The organism is Acuticoccus sp., from assembly GCF_965213555.1.
Lineage (GTDB): Bacteria > Pseudomonadota > Alphaproteobacteria > Rhizobiales > Amorphaceae > Acuticoccus.
This window is the reverse complement of the sequence record NZ_OZ243890.1, coordinates 2,750,477-2,776,695: the sequence shown is the minus strand read 5'-3', so window position 1 is coordinate 2,776,695 and position 26,219 is coordinate 2,750,477. Positions and strand designations below refer to the sequence as shown.

23 protein-coding genes and 2 pseudogenes are annotated in these 26,219 nt (G+C 69.3%); 19 read left to right on the top strand and 6 right to left on the bottom strand.

What is annotated here, in order from left to right; all coding sequences use genetic code 11:
• The first annotated feature begins 102 nt into the window (after positions 1 to 102).
• The 8 genes from ACOOE8_RS13105 (at position 103) to ACOOE8_RS13070 (ending at position 7,227) form a co-directional block, all read left to right on the top strand.
• Positions 103 to 1,293, top strand: coding sequence for an FAD-dependent monooxygenase (locus ACOOE8_RS13105; RefSeq protein ID WP_420391893.1), 1,191 nt, complete (start codon positions 103 to 105; stop codon positions 1,291 to 1,293).
• A 69-nt stretch (positions 1,294 to 1,362) separates the two neighbouring features.
• The gene (locus ACOOE8_RS13100) at positions 1,363 to 1,554 is read left to right on the top strand and encodes a twin transmembrane helix small protein (RefSeq protein ID WP_420391892.1); all 192 of its coding nucleotides are present in this window, start codon (positions 1,363 to 1,365) and stop codon (positions 1,552 to 1,554) included.
• A gap of 6 nt (positions 1,555 to 1,560) precedes the next feature.
• Positions 1,561 to 2,133: a cob(I)yrinic acid a,c-diamide adenosyltransferase gene (locus ACOOE8_RS13095; protein ID WP_420391891.1), complete on the top strand. Its 573-nt coding sequence runs from the start codon at positions 1,561 to 1,563 to the stop codon at positions 2,131 to 2,133.
• Positions 2,134 to 2,256: 123 nt separating this feature from the next.
• On the top strand, positions 2,257 to 3,006 hold the full coding sequence (locus tag ACOOE8_RS13090) for an electron transfer flavoprotein subunit beta/FixA family protein (RefSeq protein WP_420391890.1): 750 nt from the start codon (positions 2,257 to 2,259) through the stop codon (positions 3,004 to 3,006).
• 28 nt (positions 3,007 to 3,034) lie between these two features.
• Positions 3,035 to 3,979 (top strand): electron transfer flavoprotein subunit alpha/FixB family protein, encoded by a 945-nt coding sequence (locus ACOOE8_RS13085; protein WP_420391889.1) that lies wholly within the window; start codon positions 3,035 to 3,037, stop codon positions 3,977 to 3,979.
• A gap of 104 nt (positions 3,980 to 4,083) precedes the next feature.
• On the top strand, positions 4,084 to 4,962 hold the full coding sequence (locus ACOOE8_RS13080; protein ID WP_420394706.1) for a 3-hydroxybutyryl-CoA dehydrogenase: 879 nt from the start codon (positions 4,084 to 4,086) through the stop codon (positions 4,960 to 4,962).
• Between the two features lie 10 nt (positions 4,963 to 4,972).
• Positions 4,973 to 5,749, top strand: a complete 777-nt coding sequence (locus ACOOE8_RS13075) for a thermonuclease family protein (protein ID WP_420391888.1) — start codon at positions 4,973 to 4,975, stop codon at positions 5,747 to 5,749.
• Positions 5,746 to 7,227, top strand: coding sequence for a M48 family metalloprotease (locus tag ACOOE8_RS13070; protein ID WP_420391887.1), 1,482 nt, complete (start codon positions 5,746 to 5,748; stop codon positions 7,225 to 7,227). Before ACOOE8_RS13075 ends, ACOOE8_RS13070 begins: the two co-directional genes overlap by 4 nt.
• A 9-nt stretch (positions 7,228 to 7,236) precedes the next feature.
• On the opposite strand, the gene ACOOE8_RS13065 is transcribed toward ACOOE8_RS13070, so the two are convergent.
• Positions 7,237 to 8,457, bottom strand: a complete 1,221-nt coding sequence (locus ACOOE8_RS13065; RefSeq protein ID WP_420391886.1) for an argininosuccinate synthase — start codon at positions 8,455 to 8,457, stop codon at positions 7,237 to 7,239.
• A gap of 1,080 nt (positions 8,458 to 9,537) precedes the next feature.
• Here ACOOE8_RS13065 and ACOOE8_RS13060 point away from each other — a divergent pair.
• From ACOOE8_RS13060 to ACOOE8_RS13050, 3 genes and pseudogenes are all read left to right on the top strand, one after another.
• A pseudogene (locus ACOOE8_RS13060) lies at positions 9,538 to 9,780 on the top strand (calcium-binding protein); the annotation flags it as partial.
• Positions 9,781 to 9,803: 23 nt separating this feature from the next.
• Positions 9,804 to 9,917, top strand: a pseudogene (locus ACOOE8_RS13055) (calcium-binding protein); the annotation flags it as partial.
• Positions 9,918 to 10,048: 131 nt separating this feature from the next.
• A complete protein-coding gene (locus tag ACOOE8_RS13050) occupies positions 10,049 to 10,198 on the top strand; it encodes a hypothetical protein (protein WP_420391885.1) in 150 nt (49 codons plus the stop codon).
• A 35-nt stretch (positions 10,199 to 10,233) separates the two neighbouring features.
• Here ACOOE8_RS13050 and ACOOE8_RS13045 read toward each other — a convergent pair whose 3' ends face one another.
• The gene (locus ACOOE8_RS13045; protein WP_420391884.1) at positions 10,234 to 11,133 is read right to left on the bottom strand and encodes a class I SAM-dependent methyltransferase; all 900 of its coding nucleotides are present in this window, start codon (positions 11,131 to 11,133) and stop codon (positions 10,234 to 10,236) included.
• Between the two features lie 89 nt (positions 11,134 to 11,222).
• On the opposite strand from ACOOE8_RS13045, the gene ACOOE8_RS13040 reads away from it, so the two are divergent.
• From ACOOE8_RS13040 to ACOOE8_RS13005, 8 genes are all read left to right on the top strand, one after another.
• The gene (locus ACOOE8_RS13040; RefSeq protein WP_420391883.1) at positions 11,223 to 11,855 is read left to right on the top strand and encodes a pyridoxamine 5'-phosphate oxidase family protein; all 633 of its coding nucleotides are present in this window, start codon (positions 11,223 to 11,225) and stop codon (positions 11,853 to 11,855) included.
• A gap of 126 nt (positions 11,856 to 11,981) precedes the next feature.
• On the top strand, positions 11,982 to 12,599 hold the full coding sequence (locus tag ACOOE8_RS13035; protein ID WP_420391882.1) for a J domain-containing protein: 618 nt from the start codon (positions 11,982 to 11,984) through the stop codon (positions 12,597 to 12,599).
• 62 nt (positions 12,600 to 12,661) lie between these two features.
• On the top strand, positions 12,662 to 13,645 hold the full coding sequence (cobS, locus tag ACOOE8_RS13030; protein ID WP_420391881.1) for a cobaltochelatase subunit CobS: 984 nt from the start codon (positions 12,662 to 12,664) through the stop codon (positions 13,643 to 13,645).
• Between the two features lie 255 nt (positions 13,646 to 13,900).
• A complete protein-coding gene (gene cobT / locus ACOOE8_RS13025; protein WP_420391880.1) occupies positions 13,901 to 15,802 on the top strand; it encodes a cobaltochelatase subunit CobT in 1,902 nt (633 codons plus the stop codon).
• A 926-nt stretch (positions 15,803 to 16,728) separates the two neighbouring features.
• A complete protein-coding gene (locus tag ACOOE8_RS13020; protein ID WP_420391879.1) occupies positions 16,729 to 18,243 on the top strand; it encodes a protein adenylyltransferase SelO in 1,515 nt (504 codons plus the stop codon).
• Positions 18,244 to 18,860: 617 nt separating this feature from the next.
• The gene (locus tag ACOOE8_RS13015; RefSeq protein WP_420391878.1) at positions 18,861 to 19,067 is read left to right on the top strand and encodes a DUF7697 family protein; all 207 of its coding nucleotides are present in this window, start codon (positions 18,861 to 18,863) and stop codon (positions 19,065 to 19,067) included.
• A gap of 270 nt (positions 19,068 to 19,337) precedes the next feature.
• On the top strand, positions 19,338 to 19,808 hold the full coding sequence (locus ACOOE8_RS13010; protein ID WP_420391877.1) for an AMP-binding enzyme: 471 nt from the start codon (positions 19,338 to 19,340) through the stop codon (positions 19,806 to 19,808).
• Positions 19,809 to 19,842: 34 nt separating this feature from the next.
• A complete protein-coding gene (locus ACOOE8_RS13005; RefSeq protein ID WP_420391876.1) occupies positions 19,843 to 20,676 on the top strand; it encodes an alpha/beta fold hydrolase in 834 nt (277 codons plus the stop codon).
• A 135-nt stretch (positions 20,677 to 20,811) separates the two neighbouring features.
• Here the strand turns inward: ACOOE8_RS13005 and ACOOE8_RS13000 are convergent, their stop codons facing one another.
• The 4 genes from ACOOE8_RS13000 to ACOOE8_RS12985 all read right to left on the bottom strand — a co-directional run bounded on the left by ACOOE8_RS13000 (position 20,812) and on the right by ACOOE8_RS12985 (position 26,194).
• Positions 20,812 to 22,401 carry an ABC transporter substrate-binding protein gene (locus ACOOE8_RS13000; protein ID WP_420391875.1) on the bottom strand — a complete coding sequence of 530 codons (1,590 nt, stop codon included), beginning with the start codon at positions 22,399 to 22,401 and terminating at the stop codon, positions 20,812 to 20,814.
• Between the two features lie 135 nt (positions 22,402 to 22,536).
• Positions 22,537 to 24,381: a dipeptide ABC transporter ATP-binding protein gene (locus ACOOE8_RS12995; RefSeq protein WP_420391874.1), complete on the bottom strand. Its 1,845-nt coding sequence runs from the start codon at positions 24,379 to 24,381 to the stop codon at positions 22,537 to 22,539.
• A complete protein-coding gene (locus ACOOE8_RS12990; protein ID WP_420391873.1) occupies positions 24,378 to 25,253 on the bottom strand; it encodes an ABC transporter permease in 876 nt (291 codons plus the stop codon). The genes ACOOE8_RS12995 and ACOOE8_RS12990 overlap by 4 nt, the downstream gene beginning before the upstream one ends.
• Positions 25,253 to 26,194 carry an ABC transporter permease gene (locus tag ACOOE8_RS12985; RefSeq protein WP_420391872.1) on the bottom strand — a complete coding sequence of 314 codons (942 nt, stop codon included), beginning with the start codon at positions 26,192 to 26,194 and terminating at the stop codon, positions 25,253 to 25,255. The genes ACOOE8_RS12990 and ACOOE8_RS12985 overlap by 1 nt, the downstream gene beginning before the upstream one ends.
• Between the last annotated feature and the right edge of the window lie 25 nt (positions 26,195 to 26,219).

Genomic DNA, 26,219 nt, shown 5'->3' with positions numbered 1-26,219 from the left:
GGCTCGGCGGGGCGGGACGGTGGGTTGGCGCGACGCTGTCACGCGCCGACGGACCGTGCAACGCACGGCAGGTCTGCGCGAGGCGCGGCCTCGGAGGGTTTGATGGGACGCACCATCGCGGTGGCGGGCGGCGGGATCGTGGGGCGCACCCTCGCCGTGGCGCTCGCTAGCCAGTCGGCGCTGACGGTGCGCCTGTTCGCCGGGCCGCCGCCGCCGCCCGACCCGCGGGCGAGCGCGGTGGCCGCCTCGGCACGCCGGCTGTTCGCGCGCCTCGGCGTGTGGCCCGCCGTCGCCGCGCACGCCGAGCCGGTCCGCGGGATGGTGGTGACGGACAGCGCCGACGGTGACGTCGTGCGTCCCGAGGCGTTGACCTTCGAGGGCGAGGTGGAGGGCCATCCGTTCGCGCACGTGTTGCCGAACGAGACGCTGCGAAGGGCGCTCGCCGAGCGCTGCGCCACGGTCGGCATCGAAGAGACCAACGCCACCGCGACCTTCTACGACGAGGAGCCGGCAGGCGTGCGCATCACCCTGTCGGACGGCTCCGAGGCGCGCGCCGAGGTGCTCGTCGCCGCGGACGGGCGCAGCTCGCGCCTGCGCGCGATCGCCGGCGTCCCCGTGCTGCGCAAGGGGTACGGACAGTCGAGCGTCGTCGGCACCGTGGCGCACGAGCTCCCCCACCACGGCATCGCCACGCAACACTTCCTGCCGAGCGGGCCCCTCGCCCTGCTCCCGCTGCCGGGCCTGCGTTCCTCCATGGTTTGGAGCGCCCGCGACGACGTCGCACGCTCCCTGGCGGACATGGACCCGATGCTCGCCTCGCTGGAGGTCGAGCGCGCGTTCGGGCTCGCGCTCGGGCGCCTGTCCGTCGAGGGTCCGCTCAACGTGCACCCCCTCGGGGCGATGGTGGCGCGAAGCTTCGTCGCGGGGCGCCTCGCGCTCGTCGGCGACAGCGCGCACGTCATCCATCCCCTCGCCGGACAGGGGTTGAACCTTGGGCTGCGGGACGCGGCGGCGCTCGCGGAGGCGATCGTCGATGCCGCACGGCTCGGCGAGGACCTCGCCCTCGCCCTGCCGCGCTACGAGGTCCGCCGCAGGGCCGACACGGTGCAGATGACCCTGGTCACCGACGCGCTCAACGCCATCTTCTCGCGTCGATCGAACGCGCTGCGCGCGCTGCGCTCCATCGGTGTCGCGTTCGTTGAGGAGCGGGACGGGCTGAAGTCGCTGTTCATGCGGGAGGCGGCGGGCCTCGAGGGCGACGTGCCGCGACTGATGCGGGGGGAGGCCATCTGAGCCGTCCTGCGATGCCATCGCGCTCCGACGCTCCTTCAAGCTCCCTGGTCACCTGGAAGAAAGGATCCCATGCCCTCGTTCGCCACCTTCATCATCATCGTCGCCGTCGCGGCGGTGGCCGTCGTCCTCATTCTTGGGCTGTGGAACATGATGCGCGGCGGCTCGCCCAATCGCAGCCAGGCGCTGATGCGGATGCGCGTGCTGTTGCAGTTCGTCGCGGTCGTGGTGGCGATGACCGCGCTCTACCTGACGCAGGGCTGACCGGCGATGGTCCGACTGAACAAGATCTACACGCGCACCGGCGACGACGGCTCAACCGGGCTCGGCACCGGGGAGCGGCGCAAGAAGTTCGACCTCCGCATCGCGACCTACGGCACGGTGGACGAGGCCAACGCGGTGATCGGCTGCGCCCGCGCCGCGGGCGTCGGCGAACGCCTCGACACGCTCCTGCAACGGGTGCAGAATGACCTCTTCGACCTCGGCGCGGACCTTGCGACGCCGGAGGGTAAGGCGCTGCCCTACGAGCCGCTGCGCATCACCTCCGGCCAGGTGGACCGCCTCGAGGCGGAGATCGACGACCTCAACGGCAGGCTCTCGCCGCTCAAGTCGTTCGTGCTGCCAGCGGGCGGCATGGCGGCCGCGCAGCTCCACCTCGCGCGCACCGTTTGCCGCAGGGCCGAGCGGATGATGGTCGAGCTTGCCGAGACCGAACGGGTGGGCGAGGCGGCGCTGCGCTACGTCAACCGCCTGTCGGACCTCCTGTTCGTCGCAGCGCGGGTGGCCAACAGGGACGGCGAGACCGACGTCCTGTGGGTGCCAGGCCAAAGCCGCGGCAGCTGACGTCGACGTCGTCGCCGCCTGTGGCGTCGAAGGTGTTCGGCCTTCGGCCCGATGTTTGACTTGGGACGGGACGGTGCTAGCCTTTAAATGGGCTCCAGAAAAACAATGGACGAAGGGCGGGACATGAAGGTTCTGGTGCCGGTCAAGCGTGTGGTCGACTACAACGTGAAGATCCGCGTGAAGCCGGATGGCTCCGGCGTCGACCTCGCGAACGTCAAGATGAGCATGAACCCGTTCGACGAGATCGCCGTCGAGGAGGCGCTGCGGCTCAGGGAGGCGGGGACGGCGCAGGAGGTGGTCGCGGTGTCCATCGGACCCGCCAAGGCGTCGGAGACGTTGCGCACGGCGCTCGCCATGGGCGCCGACCGCGCGATCCTCGTGCAGACGGACGAGACCGTGGAGCCGCTAGACGTCGCCAAGATCCTCAAGGCCGTGGTCGCCGAGGAGGAACCGCAGCTCGTCATCCTCGGCAAGCAGGCGATCGACGACGACTGCAATCAGACCGGTCAGATGCTCGCGGCGCTGCTCGGCTGGGCGCAGGGCACCTTCGCCTCCAAGGTCGAGGTCGCCGACGGCACGGTGAACGTCACGCGGGAGATCGACGGCGGGCTGCAGACGGTGGAGCTCAAGACTCCGGCCATCATCACCACCGACCTGCGGCTCAACGAGCCGCGCTACGCCTCGCTGCCGAACATCATGAAGGCGAAGAAGAAGCCGCTCGATACCAAGTCGCCCGGCGACTACGGTGTGGAGATCAAGCGGCGGCTCGAGGTCGTCTCGACCGAGCCGCCCGGCGAGCGGCAGGCCGGCGTCAAGGTGACCACGGTCGAGGAGCTCGTGGCGAAGCTGAAGAACGAGGTCGGCGTCATCTGACGGCCGCGCCGAGCGAGGGAGGCATGCGATGACCACACTCTTGATCGCCGAGCACGCCGGCGGGAAGCTCGAGGACAGCACGCTGAAGGCGATGACCGCAGCCGCCCAGCTCGGCGCGCCGGTGGACGTGCTCGTCGCCGGTGCCGACGTCGACGCGGCGGCCGAGGCGGCGGCCCAGTTGGAGGGCGTTCAGGCCGTCCTCACCGCGCAGGGCGAGTCCTACGAGCACAACCTCGCCGAGCCGCTGGCCGACCTGATCGTGTCGCTCGCGGACGGTTACGACGCGTTCGTCGCCCCGTCCTCCACGTTCGGCAAGAACGTGATGCCGCGCGTCGCGGCGCTGCTCGACGTCATGCAGGTCTCCGACGTGATGGCGGTCGAGGGGCCGGACACGTTCCGCCGGCCGATCTACGCCGGCAACGCGGTGCAGACCGTGCGCAGCACGGACGCGAAGAAGGTGTTGACGATCCGCACTGCCTCGTTCGCAGCGGCCGGCGAGGGCGGGTCGGGCGAGGTGAAGTCGGTCGAGGCAGCCGCCGATCCCGGCCTGTCGAAGTTCGTCGGCCAGGAGGTGGCGCACAGCGACCGACCCGAGCTTGCGTCGGCGAAGATCATCGTGTCGGGCGGGCGGGCGCTCGGCTCCTCCGAAAAGTTTGCCGAGCTCATCGAGCCCCTCGCCGACCAGCTCGGCGCGGCGATCGGCGCGTCGCGGGCTGCCGTCGATGCGGGCTACGCCCCCAACGACTGGCAGGTCGGGCAGACCGGCAAGGTCGTGGCGCCCGAGCTCTACATCGCGTGCGGCATCTCCGGTGCCATCCAGCACCTCGCCGGCATGAAGGACTCGAAGGTCATCGTCGCCATCAACAAGGACGAGGAGGCGCCGATCTTCCAGGTCGCGGACTACGGCCTCGTCGGGGACATCTTCACGCTCGTACCCGAGCTGAAGGACGAGCTGGCGAAGGGAGCGTCTTGAGCCTCGGCCGCCGCGATCGCCCCACGAGCGGGCCGACGCGCCTCGACGCGCCCGGACGGTCCGGCTTCGTCGACGACCGTTATCAAGGGTCGGCGGCGGCGGGCATGGAGGACATCGCGAGCGTCGGCGTCATCGGCGCCGGTCAGATGGGCAACGGGATCGCGCACGTGGCCGCGCTCGCCGGTTACACCGTGACCCTTCATGATCACGCGAGCGAGCGGATCGAGGAGGGGCTCGCGACCATCACCGGCAACATGGCCCGCCAGGTCGCCGCCGGTCGCATCGAGGACAGCGAGCGGCAGGCGGCGATCCAGCGCATCACCGCGGCGAAGAACCTCGACGAGTTGTCGGAGATGGACCTCGTCATCGAGGCCGCGACGGAGAACGAGCAGGTCAAGCGGAAGGTGTACGCGCAGGTCTGCCCGCTCCTGAAGCCCGAGGCGGTGCTCGCCACCAACACCTCCTCGATCTCGATCACGCGGCTCGCCGCGGCGACGGACCGCCCCGAGCGCTTCATCGGCATCCACTTCATGAACCCGGTGCCGGTGATGGAGTTCGTGGAGCTCGTGCGCGGCATCGCCACCGCCGACGAGACCTTCCAACTCGCCGCCCGCTTCGTGGACCGGCTCGGCAAGGTATCGGCCCAGGCCGAGGACTTCCCAGCCTTCATCGTCAACCGCATCCTTTTGCCGATGATCAACGAGGCGATCTACACGCTCTACGAGGGCGTCGGATCGGTGGAGGCCATCGACACCGCGATGCGGCTCGGCGCGAACCACAAGATGGGCCCGCTCCAGCTCGCCGACTTCATCGGCCTCGACACCTGCTTGTCCGTCATGCAGGTGCTGTACGACGGGCTGGCGGACTCCAAGTATCGCCCCTGCCCGCTCCTCGTGAAGTACGTCGAGGCCGGCTGGCTTGGCCGCAAGGCCGGCCGCGGGTTCTACGACTACCGCGGCGAGCGCCCCGTCCCGACCCGCTGAGGCCACCTCGTTGCGCCGCCGATCGCCGCGTTCCCTCGTCCTCGCGTGCCTCGCCGCGCTCGTGCTGTCGGCGACGACGCTGACGGCATCTGCCACCGGTTGCGAGGGCCCACGCGAGCCGGTCACCGTCGTCGCCACCGCGCCCGGCGGCCTCGTACTCGCCGACGGACGGACCGTCCGCTTGGCGGAGGTGCGGCTCGCAGCAGGTGCCCAGGACGTCCTGTCGCGCGCGGTGGGAGCAGGGGCGTTCTTCGTTCCGACCCTGTGGGAGGCCGACGTCGACCGGCACGGTCGCGTGCTCGGCGACATAGTGCTCGAAGACGTTGTCGCCGATGACACACCGAAAAGCCTACGCGACGGGCTGCTCGAGGCCGGCCTTGCGCTCGTTGAGCCGACTGTTATGTCCGTGCCGTGCCTGGAGCCGCTGTCCGCCGCCGAGCGTGTGGCGGAGGCAGCCGGCCGCGGGATGTGGCAGGAACCGGGGTTGTCCGCAGGGTCGTCCGACCTCTTGCGGCACGTCGGCGAGGGCGTCGTGGTGAGCGGGACCGTGCGCAGCGTCGGCGGGACGCGGCGGACGCTGTACCTCAACTTCGGCGAGGACTGGGCGACGGACTTCACCGTCCTCGTCCGGCGGGACGGCACGGGCGACTGGCCCGCAGACCTCGCCACGCTCGAGGGTGAGCAGGTTCGCGTAAGGGGTGTCTTGGACGCGTGGAAAGGCGGCATGATCGAGGTGGAGCATCCTGCGCAGGTCGAGCGCTTGCGGGAGCGCGCACCCGGGCAGTGACGTCGCTGGGGCGCCGTCCGGCCTCCCGGGCAGCGCTCGCCGGTGCCCTTGCGCTGGCGCTCGCGGGGTGCGGCGGATCCATCGGTGAGAACGCGCTCGTCGCCTCGCCCGGCCCGTCCGACCTTGCTGCCCAGTCGCGCGTCGCGCCGAGCCGTCCTCCGGTCGTCGCGCGGGGCGAGGAGCACGTCAAGCTGATCGGCGCCTATGGCGGGATCTACGAGAACCCGGCCATCGAGGCGCTCGTGGAGGGCATCGTCGCCCGCCTCATGGCCGTCAGCGACCTCACCGACCGGACCGTGCGCGTGACGATCCTCAACTCGCCCGCGGTCAACGCCTTCGCGCTGCCGAGCGGCGACATCTACGTCACCCGCGGCCTCCTTGCGCTCGCCAACGACGAGAGCGAGCTCGCCGCGGTGATCGCCCACGAGGTCGCCCACGTGGCAGCCGACCATGCGCGGCTGCGCCAGCGTCAGGCCGAGGCGGCAGCGCTTGCCGAGCGCGTCAGCAAGGTGGTCGCCGACCCCGACTTCGCCGCTGACTCGCGCGACACCGCCGAGCTTTCGCGTGCCGTCTTCAGCCAGCAGCAGGAGCTCGAGGCGGACCGCGTGGGCGTGGAGACGCTGGCTGCAGCGGGGTTCGACCCGTTCGCCGCGGCGCGCTTCCTCGAGGCGATGGCCCGCTTTGCGGCGCTGCCGGCGCTGAGCGCGGCGTCCGAGGCGGGCCCCGGGTTCCTGTCCACCCACCCCGCGACGCCGGAGCGCACCGAACAGGCCAAGCGCATCGCCCGCCGCTTCTTCGGGCCGGACGTCGGTCGGAAGGCGCGCGCCCCCTACCTGCGCAGCCTCGACGGGCTGCTGTACGGCGACGACCCCCGCGAGGGCTACGTGCGCGGCCGCGAGTTCGCCCACGTGGACCTCGGCGTCGCCTTCACCGTGCCCGAGGGCTACGTCCTCAAGAACACGTCGAGCGCGGTACTCGCGACGGACGGCGCCACGACGGCGGTCCGCTTCGACGTAGCGCCGGTCCCCCAGGGTACCACGCTGCGTGACTACCTTGGCTCCGGCTGGGTCAAGGGACTGATCAAGGATTCGGTCCGCGAGGAGATGCTTGGGAGCGTTCCGGTCGCGACGGCCTCGGCGCTCGTTGAGGACTGGTCGTTCCGCATCGGCGTCGCGCGCGGCGAGGGGCGGATCTTCCGCTTCATCTTCGCGTCCTCCCATCCGGCCTCCGCGTACGAGGCGGCGTTCCGCGACACGCTCGCCTCGTTCCGCCTGCTGTCGCCGTCCCAGCGCGCGGCCATGCGTCCGCTGCGCATCCGCGTCCTTCCCGTGCGCGAGAACGAAAGCGCCGCGACCCTTGCTGCCCGCATGACGGGCGTCGAGCCGCCCATGGCGTTGCCGCTGCTGCGCGTGCTCAACGGTCTCGGCGAGGGGGAGGACCTCGCGCCCGGCGACCTCGTGAAGATCGTCACCGAGTAGCGGCCGGCCTCACGAGCGGCCGCGGCTCGCGAGGAGCTTGAGGCGCAGCGCGTTCAGCCGGATGAAGCCGGCGGCGTCCTTCTGGTCGTAGGCGCCGCGGTCGTCCTCGAACGTCACGATCGCCTCGTTGTAGAGCGAGCTCGGGCTCGCGCGGCCCTCGACGATCACGTTGCCCTTGTAGAGCGTGAGCCGCACCGTCCCCTCGACGTGGCGCTGGGAGTGGTCGATGGCCGCCTGCAGCATCTCGCGCTCGGGCGAGAACCAGTAGCCGTTGTAGATGAGCTCGGCGTAGCGCGGCATCAGCTCGTCCTTGAGGTGCGCCGCGCCGCGGTCGAGCGTCAGCGACTCCATGGCGCGGTGCGCGACGTGGAGGATCGTGCCGCCGGGCGTCTCGTAGATGCCGCGGCTCTTCATCCCGACGGAGCGGTTCTCCACGAGGTCGAGGCGGCCGATGCCGTTGTCGCGGCCGAGGTCGTTCAGCCTTGCGAGCAGCGTCGCCGGCGACAGCGCCTCGCCGTCGACCGAGACGGGATCGCCGTGCTGGAAGCCGATGGTGACGGTGGTGGCGCGGTCCGGGGCCTCCTGCGGCGAGAGGGTGCGCTGGAAGACGATGGAGGGGGGTGCCTTCGCCGGGTCCTCCAGTACCTTCCCCTCGGAGGAGGAGTGCAACAGGTTCGCGTCGACGGAGAACGGCGCCTCGCCCTCCTTGTCCTTGGCGACGGGGATCTGGTTCTCCCGGGCGAACTCGATGAGGTCGGAGCGCGAGCGGAACGCCCACTCCCGCCACGGCGCGACGACCTTGATCGAGGGGTCGAGCGCCGCGTAGGCGAGCTCGAAGCGCACCTGGTCGTTGCCCTTGCCCGTAGCGCCGTGGGCGACGGCGTCGGCGCCGGTCTGCTGCGCGATCTCGATCTGCCGCTTGGCGATGAGCGGCCGCGCGATGGACGTGCCGAGCAGGTACGTGCCCTCGTAGAGCGCGTTGGCGCGCATCATCGGGAACACGTAGTCGGCGACGAACGCCTCGCGCAGGTCCTCCACGAAGATCTTGCGCACGCCCAGCATCTCCGCCTTGCGCCGCGCCGGCTCGAGCTCCTCCCCCTGGCCGAGGTCGGCGGTGAACGTCACGACCTCGGCCCCCAGCTCCTGCTGCAGCCACTTGAGGATGATGGAGGTGTCGAGCCCGCCTGAGTAGGCGAGGACGACCTTCTTGGGCGGGGATGTATCGGGCATGGGCTCGCTCCGGCAAGGTGGGCGGGCATGTCTCACACGGCTCAAGGCGCTTCAATCCCACGCCGCAAAACGGGCATGAACTTACGAGATTTTTATTTGGATTAAATAGCGCTGATTAAATGGTTCTGGCGTCTCCAAGGAGCCGGTCACGGGGTCGGCGGTGACAGCGGGGTCTACGCCATTCGCTTCGAGGGGTTCATCCATGCCGATCTTGCGACCATCAGGCACGTCCGTCCAACAGAGCGGCTTCCAGAAGTACTGATTGGCTTTGAGATCGCCGTTCGGTCGCGCTAGTTGCTTGTGTTGAGCAGGTCATGACATCGGCATTTGCCAAAGATAGGCATGAGGAATGGAGATTGATGTATGACTACATTTTGGTTGGTCAGCGACCTAACCTCGTGACCTTCTTGAGTTCTTGGCCATCGAAGCCTGGGGCGGAAGACGTGGCGCGACGCTCGGACGGCGGGCTTACGATTGAGGTCTTCGGCGCTTGGAGAGATCGTACCCGCTTCTCAAACGTTTGATGCAGCTGCGAACCGTATAGCGGACATCGCCTTCGCCGCTCCTATTTACGGCGGTCATGGCGGGCTCATTCCCGCAGGCTACGACGCCTTTCGAGTGCCGCTTACGGCGGGACCGGGGCGGCAGACCTCGCAGGCAATCTGGGAGCTGGTCAGAACCGCATCAGGATTGCAGATCGACGGCCTTCGCAACCTTGCTGCCTACGCAGCCCAACCCTCGCCCTACAAACGAACTTTCCCGCTCGAAGCCCCTCCGACTTCGAGGGACTGAAAAGTCGCTCCAACGGCGATATCCTCAACCAAGTACTCAGTAGCGAAGGCGCGAATCAAGTCGCCCTTCCCACTGCGTTCCGCGAGGCATTTGCGCCGCATGTCGCCGACGCGTTGCGTGACCTTGGCCCGACGCCATCGCCATCTTCGAGGCGTTCGTCGATGCCGTTCTGAGCGAGGGCGTTCCGCTCGATGATCCGGTGCGGCTGACCGGGGGGACGGCGAACGATCTCCTCAACGGGGCATCGAACGATGACACGCTCGCGGGCCTCGACGGCGCGATACCCTCAACGGACGCGATGGCGACGATCTCCTCATCGGCAACCGGGGCAACGACACCCTGAACGGCAACGACGGCAACGATGACCTCCTCGGCGGCGACGGACGAGATCGCCTCCGCGGCGGCGACGGCAAGGATAAGCTTTCCGGCAAGCAGGGGAACGACACGCTGCTCGGCGGCAACGGCGACGACGTCCTCAACGGCGGCGGCGACAACGACCTTCTTGAGGGCGTCGGCGGTCAGGACCGGCTGAACGGCGGTCGGGCACGGACGCGCTGCTCGGCGGCGGCGAGGACGACGACCTGTTCGGCGGTGGCGGGCGCGACCTCCGCGACGGCGGCTCCGGCAACGACAAGATCGTCGGCCGGGCCGGAGGGGACGTCATCACCGGCGGCTCGGGCGACGACACGCTGTTCGGTCAGGGCGGCGAGGACACGTTCGCTTCGCGAGCGGCTTCGGCGACGAGGTCATCAGCGACTTCGACGCGGAGGGCTCGCGCGAAAGCATCGACCTGTCGGCGGTGGAATCGATCAAGAGCTTCCGCGACCTCGCCAACAACCACCTCGAGGCACGCGTCAAGAGCACGCTCATCGACTACGGCGACGGCAACACGATCTTCCTGCGCGGCGTCGACGCGAGCCTCCTCACCGGCGACGACTTCATATTCTGAACGCGCGCGGGCCTGGCGGAGCGTCGGGCCCGCGTTCAGCGGCGCACGAAGACCATGCGGGCGAGGGAGTTCTTGCGCCGCGTGAAGGCGAGGCGCGAGTAACGCAGGTAGTCCAGGAAGAAGGCGTACTTCGCCTCCCCCCACTCCGCTACGATGGGCTCGCGCTGCGCCCGGAAGTTCTCCAGCCATGCCTCGAGGGTGAGCTGGTAGGGCTTGGGGTCGTTCTCGAGGTAGATCAGGCGGAACGCATCGGCCGAGCCCATCACGATCTCTTCGATGAAGGGGATGTCGGACTGCGGGAAGATGATCTCGGGCAGCGTCGTCTTCGACGTCTCGAAGTCCACCGCCTCCCACACGATGGTCTGCAGCGAGAAGCGCGCGCCCGGCGTCAGCGCTGCGGCGAGGCGCTCGAAGAAGGCCCGGTAGGTGGCGACCTTCTCCTCGCGCGACATGTGCGGCTTCGCGAAGTGCTCGAAGGCGCCGATTGAGATCGCGGCGTCGAACGGCGCCTCCGTGGTGAACGCGAAGGCGTCCTCGAGCCGCGCCTCGGTGCGCGGCCAGCCGGCGGCCTCGATGTGGGCGAGCTGGTCCTCGGACAGCGTGAGGCCGAGGGCGTGAGCCGCGCCGCGTCGGCTCGCCGCCTCCAGGATCGCACCCCAACCGCAGCCGACGTCGAGCACGCGCGTGCCCTCGCCCACCCGCGCTGCGTCGAGGTGGTGGCGCAGCTTTTCGAGCTGCGCGTCATGCAGCGTCGCGGCCACAGGGGCCTCGGTGAGGGGGTCGTGCCAGCGCGCGCACGAGTAGGACAGCGTCGGGTCGAGCCACAGCGCGAAGAATTGGGTGTCGTTGTCGTAGTGGTAACGGATGGCCTCCTCGGCGCTCATGCGCTGCGCCTCGGCGATCTCGGCCGGCTTGAAGCCCGTCTGACGCGTCATGAGGTCCGCCCCCGTGCTAGATGGGACAGGAGTAGCCGACGAACTTGCGCTCTGCCACCGCCTCACGGTGGCGAACGAGGGAGGGCTTGATGGCCGACGCACTGCCCCGGGTCGCTGACCGCGCGATCCGCACGATCGAGGAGCTGGAGGCGCTCTACGGCGAGCCGCCCGTCACGGCGACGGTGAAGGTGACGCCGGCGATCACTCCGCACTACCGCACGCTCATCGAGGCGTCCCCGTTCGTGGCCCTTGCCACGGTCGGGCCGGAGGGGCTGGACTGCTCTCCCCGCGGCGACGTCGGGCCGGTCGTCGACGTCCTGGGCCCGCGGCACCTCGCGCTGCCCGACCGGCGCGGCAACAACCGGATCGACAGCCTGCGCAACATCGTGCGGGACCCGCGCGTCGCGCTGATGTTCCTCATCCCCGGCTCGGGGACGGTCATGCGGGTCAACGGCCGTGCCGTGGTGTCCGGCGAACAAGAACTCCTCGCGCGCTACGTGCGGGACGGCAAGGAGCCGCGCACCGTGATCCTCGTCGAGGTGGGCGAGGTCTACTTCCAGTGCGCCCGCGCGGTGCTGCGCTCCGGCCTGTGGGACGGTGGCCACGCCGACGTCGCGCGGCTGCCGAGCGTCGGCACCGTCGTCGCAGAGCTCGCCGAGGGCTTCGACGGCGCGCGCTACGACGCCGAGTGGCCGGACCGCGCGCGCCAATCGCTATGGTGACAAGCGGGCCGCAGACGGCTCGGGCGAGCCGGTCTTCTCCGGTCGTCGGAGCGGCTCTCCCGAGGCTGTGCGGCGTGCAAAGTCAAGTCCTTGTTCGGTCCCGGCTAGCCCACCATAATCGCCGCCATGGACCTGTCGGACAAAGCGTACGACCGCATCAGGGCGTCTCGGAAGCGTGGCGCGGGCCGCGACGGTGGAGGCACCGACACCTCCGTCATCGGCCGCACGTGCGCCTTCCGCGGTTGCGAGGAGGACGCGCCCTACCGTGCACCGATGGGGCGCGGGCACGAAGGCCAGTACCACTGGTTCTGCCTCGACCACGTGCGCGAGTACAACCGGAGCTACAACTACTTCCAGGGGATGACGGACGACGACGTCATCGCCTACCAGCGCGACGCGATCACCGGGCACCGGCCGACCTCGCCCATCGGCGTGCGGGGCAAGAAGGCCCGCGCCGCGCGCAACGCGTGGACGGAGGTGATCGACGATCCGTTCGCGCTGTTCGGCGGCAGCGCTGAGCTGCAGCGCGAGCCCGAGCGCCGGCGGGTGTCCGGTCCCGAGCGGCACGCCTTCGAGGTGCTGGGCCTTGATGCCGAGGCCTCGCGCGAGGCCATCAAGTCGCGCTACAAGACCCTTGTAAAGCGTCACCATCCTGACGCAAACCAGGGGGACCGCAGCTCCGAGGACCGGCTGCGCAACGTCATCAATGCCTACAACGCGCTGCGACGCGCGGGGTATTGCTGAGCGCGGCGGCGGACCCATAACTGACGGATCGCCCGACAGGCGGCCCGTCCGTGAGGAAGCCTATGTCAGAGACGCTTGCCGCGTCGACGAGGACGCCGGACATGACCGTGTCCGCGGCGCAGACGTTCGGCATCGACACGGACATGGAGGTCCCAGCCTTCGCCGAGACGTCCGAGCACGTGCCGGAGGTCGATCCGTCCTACGTGTTCGACCCGCCGACCACGAAGGCCATCCTCGCCGGCTTCAAGCACAACCGCCGCGTGATGATCGCGGGCTACCACGGCACCGGCAAGTCCACCCACATCGAGCAGGTGGCCGCGCGGCTGAACTGGCCATGCGTGCGGGTCAACCTCGACAGCCACATCTCCCGCATCGACCTCGTCGGCAAGGACGCCATCGTGCTGCGTGACGGGGCGCAGGTCACCGAGTTCCGCGACGGCATCCTGCCCTGGGCGCTGCAGACCAACACTGCGCTGGTGTTCGATGAGTACGACGCCGGGCGGCCGGACGTGATGTTCGTCATCCAGCGCGTGCTCGAGGTGTCGGGCCGCCTGACGCTGCTCGACCAGAACCGCGTGATCCGCCCGCACCCTGCGTTCCGCCTGTTCGCCACCGCGAACACCGTCGGGCTCGGCGACACGTCCGGGCTCTACCACGGCACGCAGCAGATCAATCAGGGTCAGATGGACCGCTGGTCCATCGTCACCACGCTGAACTACCTGCCCCACGACACCGAGGTGGAGATCGTGCTCTCCAAGGCGCCGCACTACCGGGGCAACGGGGGGACCGGCATCGTCGGCAAGATGGTGCGGGTGGCGGACATGACGCGCTCGGCGTTCGTCAACGGCGACCTCTCCACGGTGATGAGCCCGCGCACCGTCATCACCTGGGCGGAGAACGCCCAGATCTTCGGCGACGTCGGCTTCGCCTTCCAGGTGACGTTCCTCAACAAGTGCGACGAGACCGAGCGCGGCATCGTGGCGGAGTTCTACCAGCGCTGCTTCGGCAAGGAGCTCGGTGCGGCGACGACCAACGTGTTGAATTGAGCGTTGTCGTCCCGGAGCGTCGTGAGACGCACGAACGTGTGGCGAATGAGCGGCTACTGCGATGCGTCGAGTACGATGCCGCTTGTTCCTCAAGCGGAGGCTCCCGCGGGCTCGTCATGCGATTGTTTGATCGCCATAGGGAAGACTTCCGGGGTTGGCGGCGTGGCGCCCGGATGACGCGCAGGGGGCTCGTGCGAGCCTCGTCCGTGGGCTGGATTGATCGTCGATAGGACATTGGGTCGATAGGACAGTGGGATGGTAGGACCCGGCGACAACTCCCGGCGCAACCCGAAGGTGGACACGCGCCACGACGCGTTCCGCTCGGCCGTCAGCGGCACCATGCGCGCGATCGCCGGCAATGCGGACCTCGAGGTCAACTTCTCCTCCGACAAGCCGGCGCTCGTCGGCACCACCGCGCGGCTCCCGGAGCCGCCGCGGCGGCTCACCGACAAGGACGTCGCGGTCACCCGCGGCATCGGCGACTCGTTCGCGCTGAAGCTCGCCCGGCACGACCAGGGCGTCCACTCCAAGTACGCCCCCGGCGGGGCGGACGCGCGCGCGGTCTACGACGCGGTGGAAGGCGCCCGGTGCGACGCCATCGGCGCGCAGGCCATGCAGGGCGTCGCCGAGAACCTGTCGGCGATGCTGGAGGACAAGTACTTCCGCGGCAGCTACCACGAGGTCACCGACCAAGCCGATGCGCCGATCGAGGACGCGATCGCCCTCATGGTGCGCGAGAAGCTCACCGGCGCGCCGCCGCCGGAGAGTGCGCAGAAGCTCGTGGAGCTGTGGCGGCCCTGGGTGGAGGAGCGCTGCGGGCAGAACCTCGACGGCCTCGCCAACCAGATCGACGATCAGCGCGGCTTCGCCACCGCGGTGCGCGACATCCTCGCCGCCCTCGACATGGCCGAGACGCTCTCCGAGGAGGCTGGCGAGGACCCCGAGAGCGACGAGGGCGAGGAGGGCGTCGACAGCCCGGACGAGGGCGACGGCGACGCCGGCGAGGAGGACGCGGACGAGAACGCGGCGCCCCAGGACACCGAGCGAACCGGCGAGGAGGAGGCGGCCCAGGACGTCGACGTCTCAGAGTTCACCGCCGAGGACGTGCGCGAGGACGAGATGGGCGACGCCGAGGAGACGACCGACGGCGCGCGCGTCGACGAGCCTGTCGTCCAGGCGCCGCCCGGCTCGGATTACCGGGTCTACACCCGGCAGTTCGATGAGGTCGTGTTCGCGGAGGACCTCTGCGACCAGGCCGAGCTCGACCGCCTGCGCTCGTTCCTGGACCGCCAGCTCACGCCCCTGCAGGGCGCGGTGGCCCGGCTCGCCAACCGCCTGCAGCGCCGGCTGATGGCGCAGCAGAACAGGTCGTGGGAGTTCGACCAGGAGGAGGGCGTGCTCGACACCGCGCGCCTCAGCCGCGTCGTCCTCGACCCGATGCAGCCGCTCGCCTTCAAGGTCGAGCGCGAGTCGGACTTCCGCGACACGGTCGTCACGCTTCTCCTCGACAACTCCGGGTCCATGCGCGGTCGCCCGATCTCCGTCGCCGCGACCTGCGCGGACATCCTCGCGCGCACCCTGGAGCGATGCCACGTCAAGGTCGAGATCCTCGGCTTCACCACCAAGGCATGGAAGGGCGGCCAGTCGCGCGACCACTGGGTGCAGCACGGCAAGCGCGCCGCACCAGGCCGCCTCAACGACCTCAGGCACATCGTCTACAAGGCGGCGGACGCGCCCTGGCGGCGGGCACGGCGCAACCTCGGCCTCATGATGCGCGAGGGGCTGCTCAAGGAGAACATCGACGGAGAGGCGTTGACTTGGGCGCACGAGCGGCTGCTCGGCCGGCCTGAGCAGCGCCGCATCCTGATGATGATCTCCGACGGCGCGCCGGTTGACGACTCGACGCTGTCGGTGAACGCCGGCAACTACCTGGAGAAGCACCTGCGCGCGGTGATCGCCGAAATCGAGGAGCGCTCGCCGGTGGAGCTCATCGCCATCGGGATCGGCCACGACGTCACGCGGTACTATCGCCGCGCGGTGACCATCGTCGATGCCGAGGAGCTCGCCGGCGCCATGGTGAACCAGCTCGCGGACCTGTTTGACGACGAGCGCGAGCCCGCCCGCGGGCGGCCCGCGCGTCGCCGCCGCGCCGCCTGAGCGCGCAGCGCGCCGGGCGTGCGCTCAGGCGCCGGCCTCGTCACGCTCTTGGTCGCGGGCGCAGCTGAGCCGGTCATGCTGTCGCAGCGCGCCGTCGGCCGCTTCGGCGGGACCGCGAAGGTGGGCGACCGGCCCGAGGTCCTCGGCGGTCTCGTGCTACGGGGCCCGCGCGGCCGTGGCGGCTCGTCAGGCCTCCTCGTCGAAGAGGATCGCTTGCTCGCGCGGCAGCGGCCGGCGGCTTTCTCGCCGGGGCGGCGTTCCGCGGCTCCTGCAACAAGCAGGACGTCATCTGGGCGTCGCAGATCCAGGGCATCCGCGCCTTGAGCTCCGAGAGCGAGGCGCCCCTCGAGGTCGAGAGCAACCCGCTTCCGATCGCCGCGGCCGCGGGCGCTCCGGACCGGCAAGCGCACCTGATCGGTGCGATCGCCGCCGCGCTCGACGCTGTTCGCCGATCCGATCGTCAGGTGGGGAGGCGATCTACGGCGACGCGCGGGTCTATCCCGCGACCATCCGGCTCGACGATCGGTTCAGCGAGGTCGCGAGCTCGACACCGGGACCAGCCTTCGCATGGTCCAGCGCCGCAATCGGCCGAGCCTGCGCGCCGCCGACAACGAGCGCACACCAAAGCCGGCAAGGTCCGGTCGAACATCACGCGTCTCAAGGGCGGCACGCCCTACTGCTGCTTGGAGGGCCGGTCGTGCGCGCCGATCGTCCTGCCGGTGCCGCAGGCCGGGCTGCTGAAGCCGCTGCATCTCGATCGCGGCGCCTGAGCCCCGGAGGCGATGCTGCCTGGTGCGATCGTCTTGAACTGGGGGCGACGGTCGGCCCTGAGACGATGCCGTGATTGAGCGATGCTTCATGCCGGTATGTGGTCGAGCCGGCTCCCGACGCTAACTGCCCGTCCAGTCAGCCAGACGAAGCGAGGAATGGTGGACGCGGCAACCACGAGCGATGAGATCTTCGCCTTCGACAACAGCTACGTCCGGCTGCCCGAACGGATGTTCGCCAGGGTCTCGCCGGCGCCCGCCCGGGAGCCACGCCTCCTGCTGCTCAACCGCCGGCTCGCCGAGGAGCTCAGGATCGATCCGGACCGGCTGGGGCGCCCGGACGCTGTCGAGGTCCTTGCTGGCAACCGCATCGCCGAGGGCTCGGACCCGATCGCCATGGCCTATGCCGGGCACCAGTTCGGCAATTGGGTGCCGCAGCTCGGTGACGGTCGGGCGGTCCTCCTCGGCGAGGTCATCGACCGGAACGGCCAGCGGCGCGACGTTCAGCTCAAGGGCTCCGGGCGCACTCCCTTCTCACGCATGGGGGACGGCAAGGCACCGCTCGGGCCTGTCCTGCGCGAGTTCATCGTCAGCGAGGCGATGGCGGCGTTGGGGGTCCCGACGACACGCTCCCTCGCCGCGGTCGCCACGGGGGAGCGGGTCTACCGCGAGGACGCACTTTCCGGCGCGGTCCTGACGAGGGTCGCCGCGAGCCACGTGCGGGTCGGCACCTTCCAGTACTTCTACGCCCGGGACGACGTCGAGGCCCTGAAGGCGCTGGCCGACCACGTCACGGCGAGACACTATCCCGAGGTCGCGGACGCGGAGGCGCCGGCGCTTTCGCTCTTCGAGGCGGTGAAGGCGCGCCAGGCCGATCTCGTCGCGCGCTGGATGGGGGTGGGCTTCATCCACGGCGTCATGAACACCGACAACATGACGATTTCCGGCGAGACCATCGATTACGGCCCCTGCGCCTTCATGGACGCCCATCGCGAGGGCCAGGTCTTCAGCTCGATCGATGTCGGCGGGCGCTATGCCTATGGCAACCAGCCCCGCATCGCCCACTGGAACCTGGTGCAGCTCGCGCAGGCCCTGCTGCCGCTATTGCCGGGCTCGAAGGAAGCAGCGGTGGAGCGGATGCAAGCGTCGGTCGACGCCTTCCCCGAGCTCTTCCAGACAGCATGGCTTGGCGTGATGCGGCGCAAGCTGGGGCTGTCCCCGGTGGCCGAGGCGAGGGCGGTCGAGGAGGATGCCGGTCTCGCCGCCGACCTTCTGTCGACGATGGAGGCGAATGGGGCGGACTTCACGCTGACGTTCCGAGGTCTCGCGGCCCTCGCCCCGCCGGAGACGGCCGACGGCCAGGCGGTCCGCGACTTCTTCGCCGATCCCGGCGCGTTTGATGCCTGGGTGGGACGCTGGACGGCGCGTCTTGCCGCCGACCCGATGTCTCCCGCCGAGCGACGGGTCGCCATGAACCAGACGAACCCGCTCTTCATTCCGCGCAATCACCGCGTTGAAGAGGCATTGGCGGCGGCTGAGGAGGGGGACCTCGGCCCGCTCGAAACCCTCCGTGCCGTGCTGGCGCGCCCCTTCGAGGACCAGGCCGAGCATGTCCACCTCGCCCAACCTCCGCTCTCGGAGGATGCCGCCTACCGCACCTTCTGCGGGACCTGAGTGGCAGCGCGGTCGATCCCGCCGTCTCGACACATTGAGGTATGCCCACGGCCTCGAAATCATTCTCGCTGCGCTGCACACGCGGCCCTCGGCACCGCCCCCACGCCTCGCGCGGCGAGGTCCTGCCTGAGCGCGTTCCGGTCGAAGGCCTGCCGATCCTCCGCGACGGTGACCCCAGCGACCCCGAGGCGACGCTGTCGCCATCGCGCTATTACGACGAGCACCGGGGAAAAATCGAGGGGGTCGTCGCGCCGCGTCGACCCGCTGCCTTGACGGCCGCGACCGCTGCCGCCCGTGAAGCACGGTCACGGCGGACGGCGACGTGGTCGTTCCGCCGAAGCCCGGCGCGTCTGTCTGAAGAACGCGTTCGGCAGCCCGACGACGACCGGCAGCTGCCCGGACACGCACGAGTTCCGCTCGGGCTCGTGAACGTTGCAGTCGATGGCGATCGAGTCCGTGATGCCGGACGTGCCGCACTTCGCCGTGGCCACCGGTCGCGTCGTCGATCGCGTCAGCTGACAGATGCAGCGGTCGGGGTTGCTTACCGCCACCGTCGGTCTGATCGGTCAGGGTGAGACGGCAACGGCCACCCGCCGCAGACCATCGAGGTGTGGCAGGTGTGGGATCTTGCGCAGCGCATGAGCGCGCAGCTCTGCGTCATGCCCGACGATGTCGCCGGGCGGGACATGACGGCGGCACTCGCGATGGCTGCCGCGCTCGGATTGGACGGGCGCGTCGCGGCCGAGGTCTTGCCCCTCATCGAGCGTGTCGCAGTGGAGGATCTCAACGAGCAGATGGGAGTGCGGTTATACCAGCGCGCCTAACGCGAAGGTGAGCGCAGCCTCCCAGGGCTCCCTCGCCGCCCACAGGGTTGCCGGCGTCCGCGAGGCGATCGGCGCGGCCGGTGGCACGGTCACCGACCTCGCGCCGACCGCGCCCGACCTCAGTTCGGTCGAACGGACCTGCGGCAGCGAACGCGTCGCCCGCGCCTACAGCGTGCTCGCCGTGGGGGAGCGCCCTCCCGCTACCTTGGCCGCCCGGACCTCACCGCCGAGCGGTTTTTCGCCTGCCCCTTCGGCATGCCTGGCAGGCGCATGTACCGCACCGGTGACATCGGTCGCAGGCGTCGCGATGGGACGCTCGAGTTCGTCGGCAGGGCCGACAGGCAGATCAAGCTGCGTGGGATCCGGATCGAACCCGGCGAGATCGAGGCCGCGCTAGTTCGATGCCCCGGCGTCCACCAGGCCGCGGTGGTCCTTGAGGGATCGGCTGTGCAAGGCCGGCTCGTCCCCTATGTCACGGCGCTCCCGTCCGGCGGCGTCGACGCTCATGACCTTCGGCATCAGCTCGGACGCGTCCTCCCGCGATACATGGTTCCCCAGGCATTCATCTTGACGGACCGCATCCCGCGCCTGGCCAATGGCAAGCTCGACCGGCGAGCGTTGCTCGAACTGGGCCTGCGCACAGGTGCCGAGCGGACGCCTCCTGCGTCGCCGCTCGAGGCCACCGTGTGTCGGCACATCGAGGAGCTCACATCGACCTGCAGTCATCGGCGTACTCGATGACTTCTTCAGCCTCGGTGGGGACTCGATCCTTGCCATGAAGCTGGCTTTGCGCCTGACCAACGACCTCGGGCTGCACGTCCCCCTTCGCGTTATCATCGATTGCCCGACCCCGCGCTCGCTCGCGGGCGCGATCGCGGCCTGCGCCCATGAGGGGGACGCTTACCACCCTGTCGTGCGTCTTTGCGGCGGAGGCGGAGCGCCACCCCTCTTCTGCATCCACGCCGCCTCCGGGCTTTCGAGCATCTACCATCCGCTCGCAGATCGCCTCGCCCCGGGCATCCCGGCGTTCGGCTTCGAAGCCCGTGGTGTCGACGAGGGTCTCCGCTCCCACGAAAGCATCGCTGAGATGGCCGCCGCCTACATCGAGGCGCTGCGCGAGATCCAGCCCCATGGTCCCTACCAGCTGCTTGGATGGTCGTTCGGCGGCGGCGTCGCCCACGAGATGACGCGGCTCCTCGAGCTCGGGGGAGAGCATGTCGCCGTCCTCCTCCCCCTTGACACCTACTTCAGCGACTTCGGAACGATGTCCGATGGGCGCAGCGAAGGTTCGACGCTCGACAAGCTAGGTCCTCATACCCCGGCGATGCCACAGCGACGTTACCCGCGGGGCTCGACGCCGACTGGCGCGAACGGATCGGCCGTGCCGCCGACCGTGCTGGAGGTCTGGTCACCCGCCACGCGCCCGGCCGCGTCGCTGCCCCGCTCGTCTTTGTGCAAGCGAGCGACAACCGGGACACGGACCTCAAGGCCACGCTTCGGAGCGTGGCCGCGGGACCCGTCCACGTCGAGCCGCTGGCGGCCGGCCATGACGCGCTCCTGTCGCCCGAGACAGTGGCCACGCTTGCGGACGCGATCAATCGCCACCTGAGGTGACGCCGGCCCGGCCTGTCCCCCCGTCCACGGTCGACCGGCGTCACATCCCATCGCCACGCCGTCGAGACCTTGTCGAAACAGCCCGAACGGGTCGGGCTGGTCCGTCGCGACACCTCCCGGGACGTTGCAGTTAGCCTTCCTTCTCAAGGCCCCAGGGGACGAACAGGAGGGCGTTCGGAACCCCTGTCACCTCGTTGCGCCACGCGACGGGCGTCACGAACTGGCCCGTGTTGATGTAGGGCATGAACTCGTAGAACCGCTTCTGGAGGTCGTCGATCACCTCCCGCTGCTCCTCTTCGGTGGTGGCGTCCATGAAGGCTGCACGCAGCCGCTCGGTCTCCTCGTCCTCGGGCCAGCCGAACCAGGCCGAGACCGGATCGCCGGTGGCGACCAGCGGCGAGTTGGTGAGCGGGCTCGACATGGGCACCCCCGTCCACCAGGTGGGGAACAGGTGCCAGCCGACGTTGGGGCTCTCCCTCGGGTCGTCGTCGCGGGCACGGCGGCTTGTCAGCGTCGACCAGTCCATGGCCTGCGCGTCGACGTTGACGCCGATCTCCTCGAGCTTGCCCACCATGACCAGCATGTTGTTGTAGATGATCTGCTGGTCCGTCGGCAGCATCACCACCAGCGGGTCCTCGAAGTTGTAGCCCGCCTCGGTGAGCAGCTCCTTGGCGCGTTCCTTGTTGGGCTCACGCCAATCCTGCGCGTGGTTCTCGTTCTCGAAGGGGGAGTCGCACATGAAGACGGAGTAGCAGACCGTCTCGAAGTCGGGGTTGCCGACCTGGGCGGCCAGGAACTCGCGCTGGTCCACGAGGAGCTGCAGCGCTTGGCGCGCGCGAGGGTCGTCGAAGGGCGGGTAGAGGTGGTTGGGGCGGATGTGACCCATCTTGCCCAGCGGGTCGAGCACCTTGACGGTGATGTTCGGGTCGGCCTGGAGCACGGGCACGAGGTCCATGGGCGGGATCTCGTAGACGTCCACCTGGCCGGACTGCAGCGCCTGGGTCGCGGTGTTGGTGTCGGGGATGTAGATCCACTCCACGGTGTCGATGTTCACGACCTTGCCGCCGGCAAAGCCGTCCACGGGCTCGTCGCGGGGAACATAATCCTCGAACTTGCGGTAGACGACGCGGTCGCCGGGCACCCAGGCCTCGTCGTCGAACACGAACGGGCCTGAGCCGATCATCTCGGTCACCTGCTCGTTGGGATCGGTGCTCGCCTCCTCCTCGCGCATGACGGGCAGCGGCGCGGTGGGGTTCGCCAGAACCTGAAGCATGGGCCCGAAGGGCTTGCTGAGAACGATCTCGAAGGTCCTGGCGTCCAACGCGTTCATCGCCTCAACGCGCGGTAGGAGCGCCTGGCCGTCCGCCCGCCTCGCCGCCCAGCGCTGGATCGACGCCACCACGTCGGACGCCTCCACGGGGGAGCCGTCGTGGAACAGAAGCCCCTCGCGCAGCGTGAACGTCCAGGTCAGGTCATCCTCGCTGACCTCCCAGCTCTCCACCATCTGCGGCTGCGGATTGAGCTCGCTGTCCATGGCGAACAGCATGTCGTAGACCATGTATCCGTGGTTCTGGGTGATCGCCGCGGTGGTCCAGACCGGGTCGGTGATCTTCAGGTCCGCCTGGGGCACCACCCTGAGGACGGTTTCCGCCAGCGCGGGACCGGCGAGGCAGGTGGTCGAGACGGCGAGGACCGCCGCCCTCATCATGTGTGTTCGCATCTTGCTCCCCTTTTTGTATTTCGTCGGGATGGTCGCCAACCGGCGCGGCTTCCCGCAGCTGGGACCCGCCCCGCCGCCGCCTCGTGTGGCCCTCCAAAGGCGTAAGACGGCCGCGGGGAAGCTCGAAACATCGCCTCAATGGGGCTTGACCAGGTGGCCGGGCGCGATCTCCTCCAGCGGCACCAGCTCCGGCTCGAAGCCCCAAGGGCGCAGCGGCGATGGGATCTCGTCCGTGGCAAGGCGCCGCTCCTTGCGGCGCCGGCGCGGGTCGGCGACGGGCACGGCGGCCATCAGCTTGCGCGTGTAGGGGTGGCGCGGGTCTTCGAACACCGCCGCGCGCGGGCCGATCTCCACGATCTCGCCCAGATACATGACCGCCACGCGATGGCTGATGCGCTCCACCACGGCGAGGTCGTGGGAGACGAACAGGTAGGAGATGTCGAACTCCTCCTGCAGGTCCATCATCAGGTTGACGATCTGCGCCTGGATCGAGACGTCAAGCGCGGAGACCGGCTCGTCGGCGATGATGAGGTTGGGGTTGAGCGCCAGCGCCCGGGCGATGCAGATGCGCTGCCGCTGGCCGCCGGAGAACTCGTGCGGGTAGCGCCTGCCGTGCTCGGCCTCCAGGCCGACCCGCTGCAGAAGGTCCACCACCCGCGCCTCCAGCACCGACCCGTGTGCGAGGCCGTGAATGCGCATGGGCTCGCCGATGAGGTCCATGACGGACAAGCGCGGGTTGAGCGAGGCGAACGGGTCCTGGAAGATCATCTGCATCTGCCGGCGGACAGCCTCCATGCCGCTGCGACCGACCTTGGTGATGTCACGCCCGTTGAAGACGATGCGCCCGCGGGTGGGCTCCTGCAGCCTCAAGATCGTGCGCGCCGTGGTCGACTTGCCGCAGCCGCTCTCGCCCACCAGCGCCAGCGTCTCGCCGGGTTGGAGGCTGAAGGAGACGCTCTCCACGGCGTGGATCGCAGCCTTGGGTCGCCCGAAGAGGCCACCGCTGATGGCGAAGCGCGTGACGAGGCCGTCCACGGTGAGCATCGGCGGCGCGTCGGCGTGCACCGTGTCACGCTCCTCGGCCTGCGCGGGATCGCGTGTTGCGGCCTCGCCTTCCTCGACGTCGATGAAGCGGACCGGGCGTGGGCGGCCGCACATGGCGCCGAGCCGGGGCACGGCGTTGAGCAGGCGCCTCGTGTAGGGGTGCTCCGGCGCGTGGAAGACGTCCTCCGCGCTGCCGACCTCCACGATGCGGCCATGGCGCATCACGACCACGCGTTCGGCCATCTCCGCCACGACGCCCATGTCGTGGGTGATGAACAGCACCGCCATGCCGATCTCGTCCTGCAGCGAGCGGATGAGGTCGAGGATCTGCGCCTGGATGGTGACGTCGAGGGCGGTGGTCGGTTCGTCGGCGATGAGGAGCGCCGGGCGGCAGGCGAGCGCCATGGCGATCATCGCCCGCTGGCGCATGCCGCCGGAGAGCTGGTGCGGGTACTCGCCCATCCGCTTGCGCGCTTCGGGCATGCGTACCAGCTCCAGCATGTCGAGCGCGAGCCGCTGCGCCTCCGCCTTCGACTTGCGCTGATGGAGGCGGATCACCTCCACGATCTGGAAGCCAACGGCGAGCACCGGGTTCAGCGAGGTCATGGGCTCCTGGAAGACCATGGAGATCTCGTTGCCGCGGATGGCGCGCAGCGTGCCGATGGGTTCGGTCACGAGGTCCACGACGTTGCCGCCTCGACGGCGAAAGCGGAGTTGGCCGCTTGTGATCTCCCCTCCGCCCAGCTCGGTGAGGCGCAGCAGGGCGAGCGCCGAGACCGACTTGCCCGAGCCGCTCTCGCCCACCAGCGCCAGGGTCTCGCCCTTGTCGACGTGCCAGGAGACGCCGTCCACCGCCTGCGTGCTACCGCCGGCGCCGGGGAACGCGACGCTGAGGTTCTCCACGGCGATGAGGCGTTCGGCGGCGAGCGCGGTCATCCGTTGCGCGCCGAGCGGCGAAGGCGGGGGTCGAGCGTCTCGCGCAGACCATCCCCCAGGAGGTTCACCGACAGCACCACCAACGACAGGAAGAGGCCCGGGAAGAGCAGGAGCCACCATGCGATGGTCACGTAGGTCCGTCCCTCGGCCATCATGTTGCCCCAGGAGGGGATGGCAGGCGGCGTGCCGGCCCCGAGGAAGGACAGGATCGCCTCGATGATGATGGCCGAGGCCGCCACGTAGCTGGCCTGCACGATGAGCGGGGCCAGCGTGTTGGGCATGATGTGCACGAACAGGATACGCGGCAGCTTGGCGCCGAGCGACACGGCCGCGTCCACGAAGAGCTGCTCGCGCAGGGTGAGCACGACGCTGCGCACCAAGCGCACCACGCGTGGGATCTCCGGGATCGCCACGGCCACGATGACGGTCCACACGCTGGAGCGGGCGATCGCCACCAACGCGATGGCAAGGAGGATCGCGGGGATCGCCATCAGGCCGTCCATGATGCGCATGATGATGGCATCGAGCACCCGGATGAAGCCCGAAAGCAGGCCGATGACCATGCCTGCCGAGCAGGCGATCACGGCCACCACCAGGCCCACGAACAGCGAGACACGCCCACCGTGGACGGTGCGCGAGAACACGTCGCGGCCCAGATGATCGGTGCCGAACCAGTTCTCCGCGCCCGGCGGCTTGAGCCGGTTCAGCGGGTCCAGCAGTCCCGGATTGTGGGTCGCGATCCATGGCGCGAAGAGCGCGGTGAGGACCATCACGCTCAAGATCGTGAGGCCCAGGAGCACGGTGGGATGGGCGCGGAACCAGCTCCAGCCGCTTGCCAGGCGCGACGTGCGAGCCCTCTCGGCGAGGGCCATCAGTAGCGGATCCTCGGGTCGAGCAGGATGTACGTCGCGTCGATCACCAGGTTGATGAGAACGTAGACCGCCGAGAAGATGAGGATGACGGCCTGGATGATCGGATAGTCCCGCCGCAGGATCGCATCCACCGTGAGACGGCCCAGGCCCGGGATGGCGAACACGCTCTCGGTGACGACGACGCCACCGATGAGGAGCGCGATCCCGATGCCCACGGTGGTGACGATGGGCACCGAGGCGTTCCTGAGGGCATGGCGGAACAGGATCGGCACGATGCCGAGACCTTTGGCGTGGGCGGTGCGGATGTAGTCCTGGTTGATCGCCTCCAGCATGGAGGCGCGCGTGATGCGCGCGATCAGCGCGACGTAGGTGACCCCTAGCGCCAGCGTGGGAAGCGCGATCGAGCGGAAGAAGCCCGCCGGGCTCTCGAAGATCGACACGTAGCCCATCACCGGCACGAGCTGGAGCTGCGCGGCGAAGACGATGATGAGCACGTAGGCGAAGACGAACACCGGCACGGAGAAGCCGAGGACGGCGAAGCCCATCACCAGGCGGTCAACCCAGGAGCCAGCGCGCCAGGCCGCGACGATGCCCATGGGCACCGCAATGATGACGCTGAACACGATGGTCGTCGTCGCCAGGGCGAGCGTCGGCTCGATGCGCTGGGCTATCAGCTCGGCGACCGGCCGCTCCGAGAAGATCGAGGTGCCGAGGTCTCCCTGGAGCATGCCGCCGGCCCAGCTCAGGAACTGGGTGTGGAAGGGCTTGTCCAGGCCGAGCGAGGCTCTGATCCGCTCGACGTCGGCCTGGGTCGCAAGGTCGCCTGCGATGATCGCCGCAGGATCGCCCGGAGCAAGGTAAAGTAGACCGAAGACGAAGAGCGCGACGAACGTCATGACCAGTATGGTCGAGGCGACACGGCGCAAAATGAGAGGAGCCACGGTCTCAGCAACTCCCGCTCAACAT

Bases quoted from the DNA above. Each gene is read 5' to 3' on its own strand.
- ACOOE8_RS13010 (WP_420391877.1), top strand. From the start codon at position 19,338: ATGTACCGCACCGGTGACATCGGTCGCAGGCGTCGCGATGGGACGCTC.
- ACOOE8_RS13020 (WP_420391879.1), top strand. From the start codon at position 16,729: ATGGTGGACGCGGCAACCACGAGCGATGAGATCTTCGCCTTCGACAAC.
- ACOOE8_RS12990 (WP_420391873.1), bottom strand. From the start codon at position 25,253: ATGGCCCTCGCCGAGAGGGCTCGCACGTCGCGCCTGGCAAGCGGCTGG.
- ACOOE8_RS13095 (WP_420391891.1), top strand. From the start codon at position 1,561: ATGGTCCGACTGAACAAGATCTACACGCGCACCGGCGACGACGGCTCA.
- ACOOE8_RS12995 (WP_420391874.1), bottom strand. From the start codon at position 24,381: ATGACCGCGCTCGCCGCCGAACGCCTCATCGCCGTGGAGAACCTCAGC.
- ACOOE8_RS13065 (WP_420391886.1), bottom strand. From the start codon at position 8,457: ATGCCCGATACATCCCCGCCCAAGAAGGTCGTCCTCGCCTACTCAGGC.
- ACOOE8_RS13080 (WP_420394706.1), top strand. From the start codon at position 4,084: ATGGAGGACATCGCGAGCGTCGGCGTCATCGGCGCCGGTCAGATGGGC.
- ACOOE8_RS13000 (WP_420391875.1), bottom strand. From the start codon at position 22,401: ATGCGAACACACATGATGAGGGCGGCGGTCCTCGCCGTCTCGACCACC.
- ACOOE8_RS13005 (WP_420391876.1), top strand. From the start codon at position 19,843: ATGAAGCTGGCTTTGCGCCTGACCAACGACCTCGGGCTGCACGTCCCC.
- ACOOE8_RS13035 (WP_420391882.1), top strand. From the start codon at position 11,982: ATGGACCTGTCGGACAAAGCGTACGACCGCATCAGGGCGTCTCGGAAG.
- ACOOE8_RS13100 (WP_420391892.1), top strand. From the start codon at position 1,363: ATGCCCTCGTTCGCCACCTTCATCATCATCGTCGCCGTCGCGGCGGTG.
- ACOOE8_RS13105 (WP_420391893.1), top strand. From the start codon at position 103: ATGGGACGCACCATCGCGGTGGCGGGCGGCGGGATCGTGGGGCGCACC.
- cobT (WP_420391880.1), top strand. From the start codon at position 13,901: ATGGTAGGACCCGGCGACAACTCCCGGCGCAACCCGAAGGTGGACACG.
- ACOOE8_RS13085 (WP_420391889.1), top strand. From the start codon at position 3,035: ATGACCACACTCTTGATCGCCGAGCACGCCGGCGGGAAGCTCGAGGAC.
- ACOOE8_RS13045 (WP_420391884.1), bottom strand. From the start codon at position 11,133: ATGACGCGTCAGACGGGCTTCAAGCCGGCCGAGATCGCCGAGGCGCAG.
- ACOOE8_RS13040 (WP_420391883.1), top strand. From the start codon at position 11,223: ATGGCCGACGCACTGCCCCGGGTCGCTGACCGCGCGATCCGCACGATC.
- ACOOE8_RS13090 (WP_420391890.1), top strand. From the start codon at position 2,257: ATGAAGGTTCTGGTGCCGGTCAAGCGTGTGGTCGACTACAACGTGAAG.
- cobS (WP_420391881.1), top strand. From the start codon at position 12,662: ATGTCAGAGACGCTTGCCGCGTCGACGAGGACGCCGGACATGACCGTG.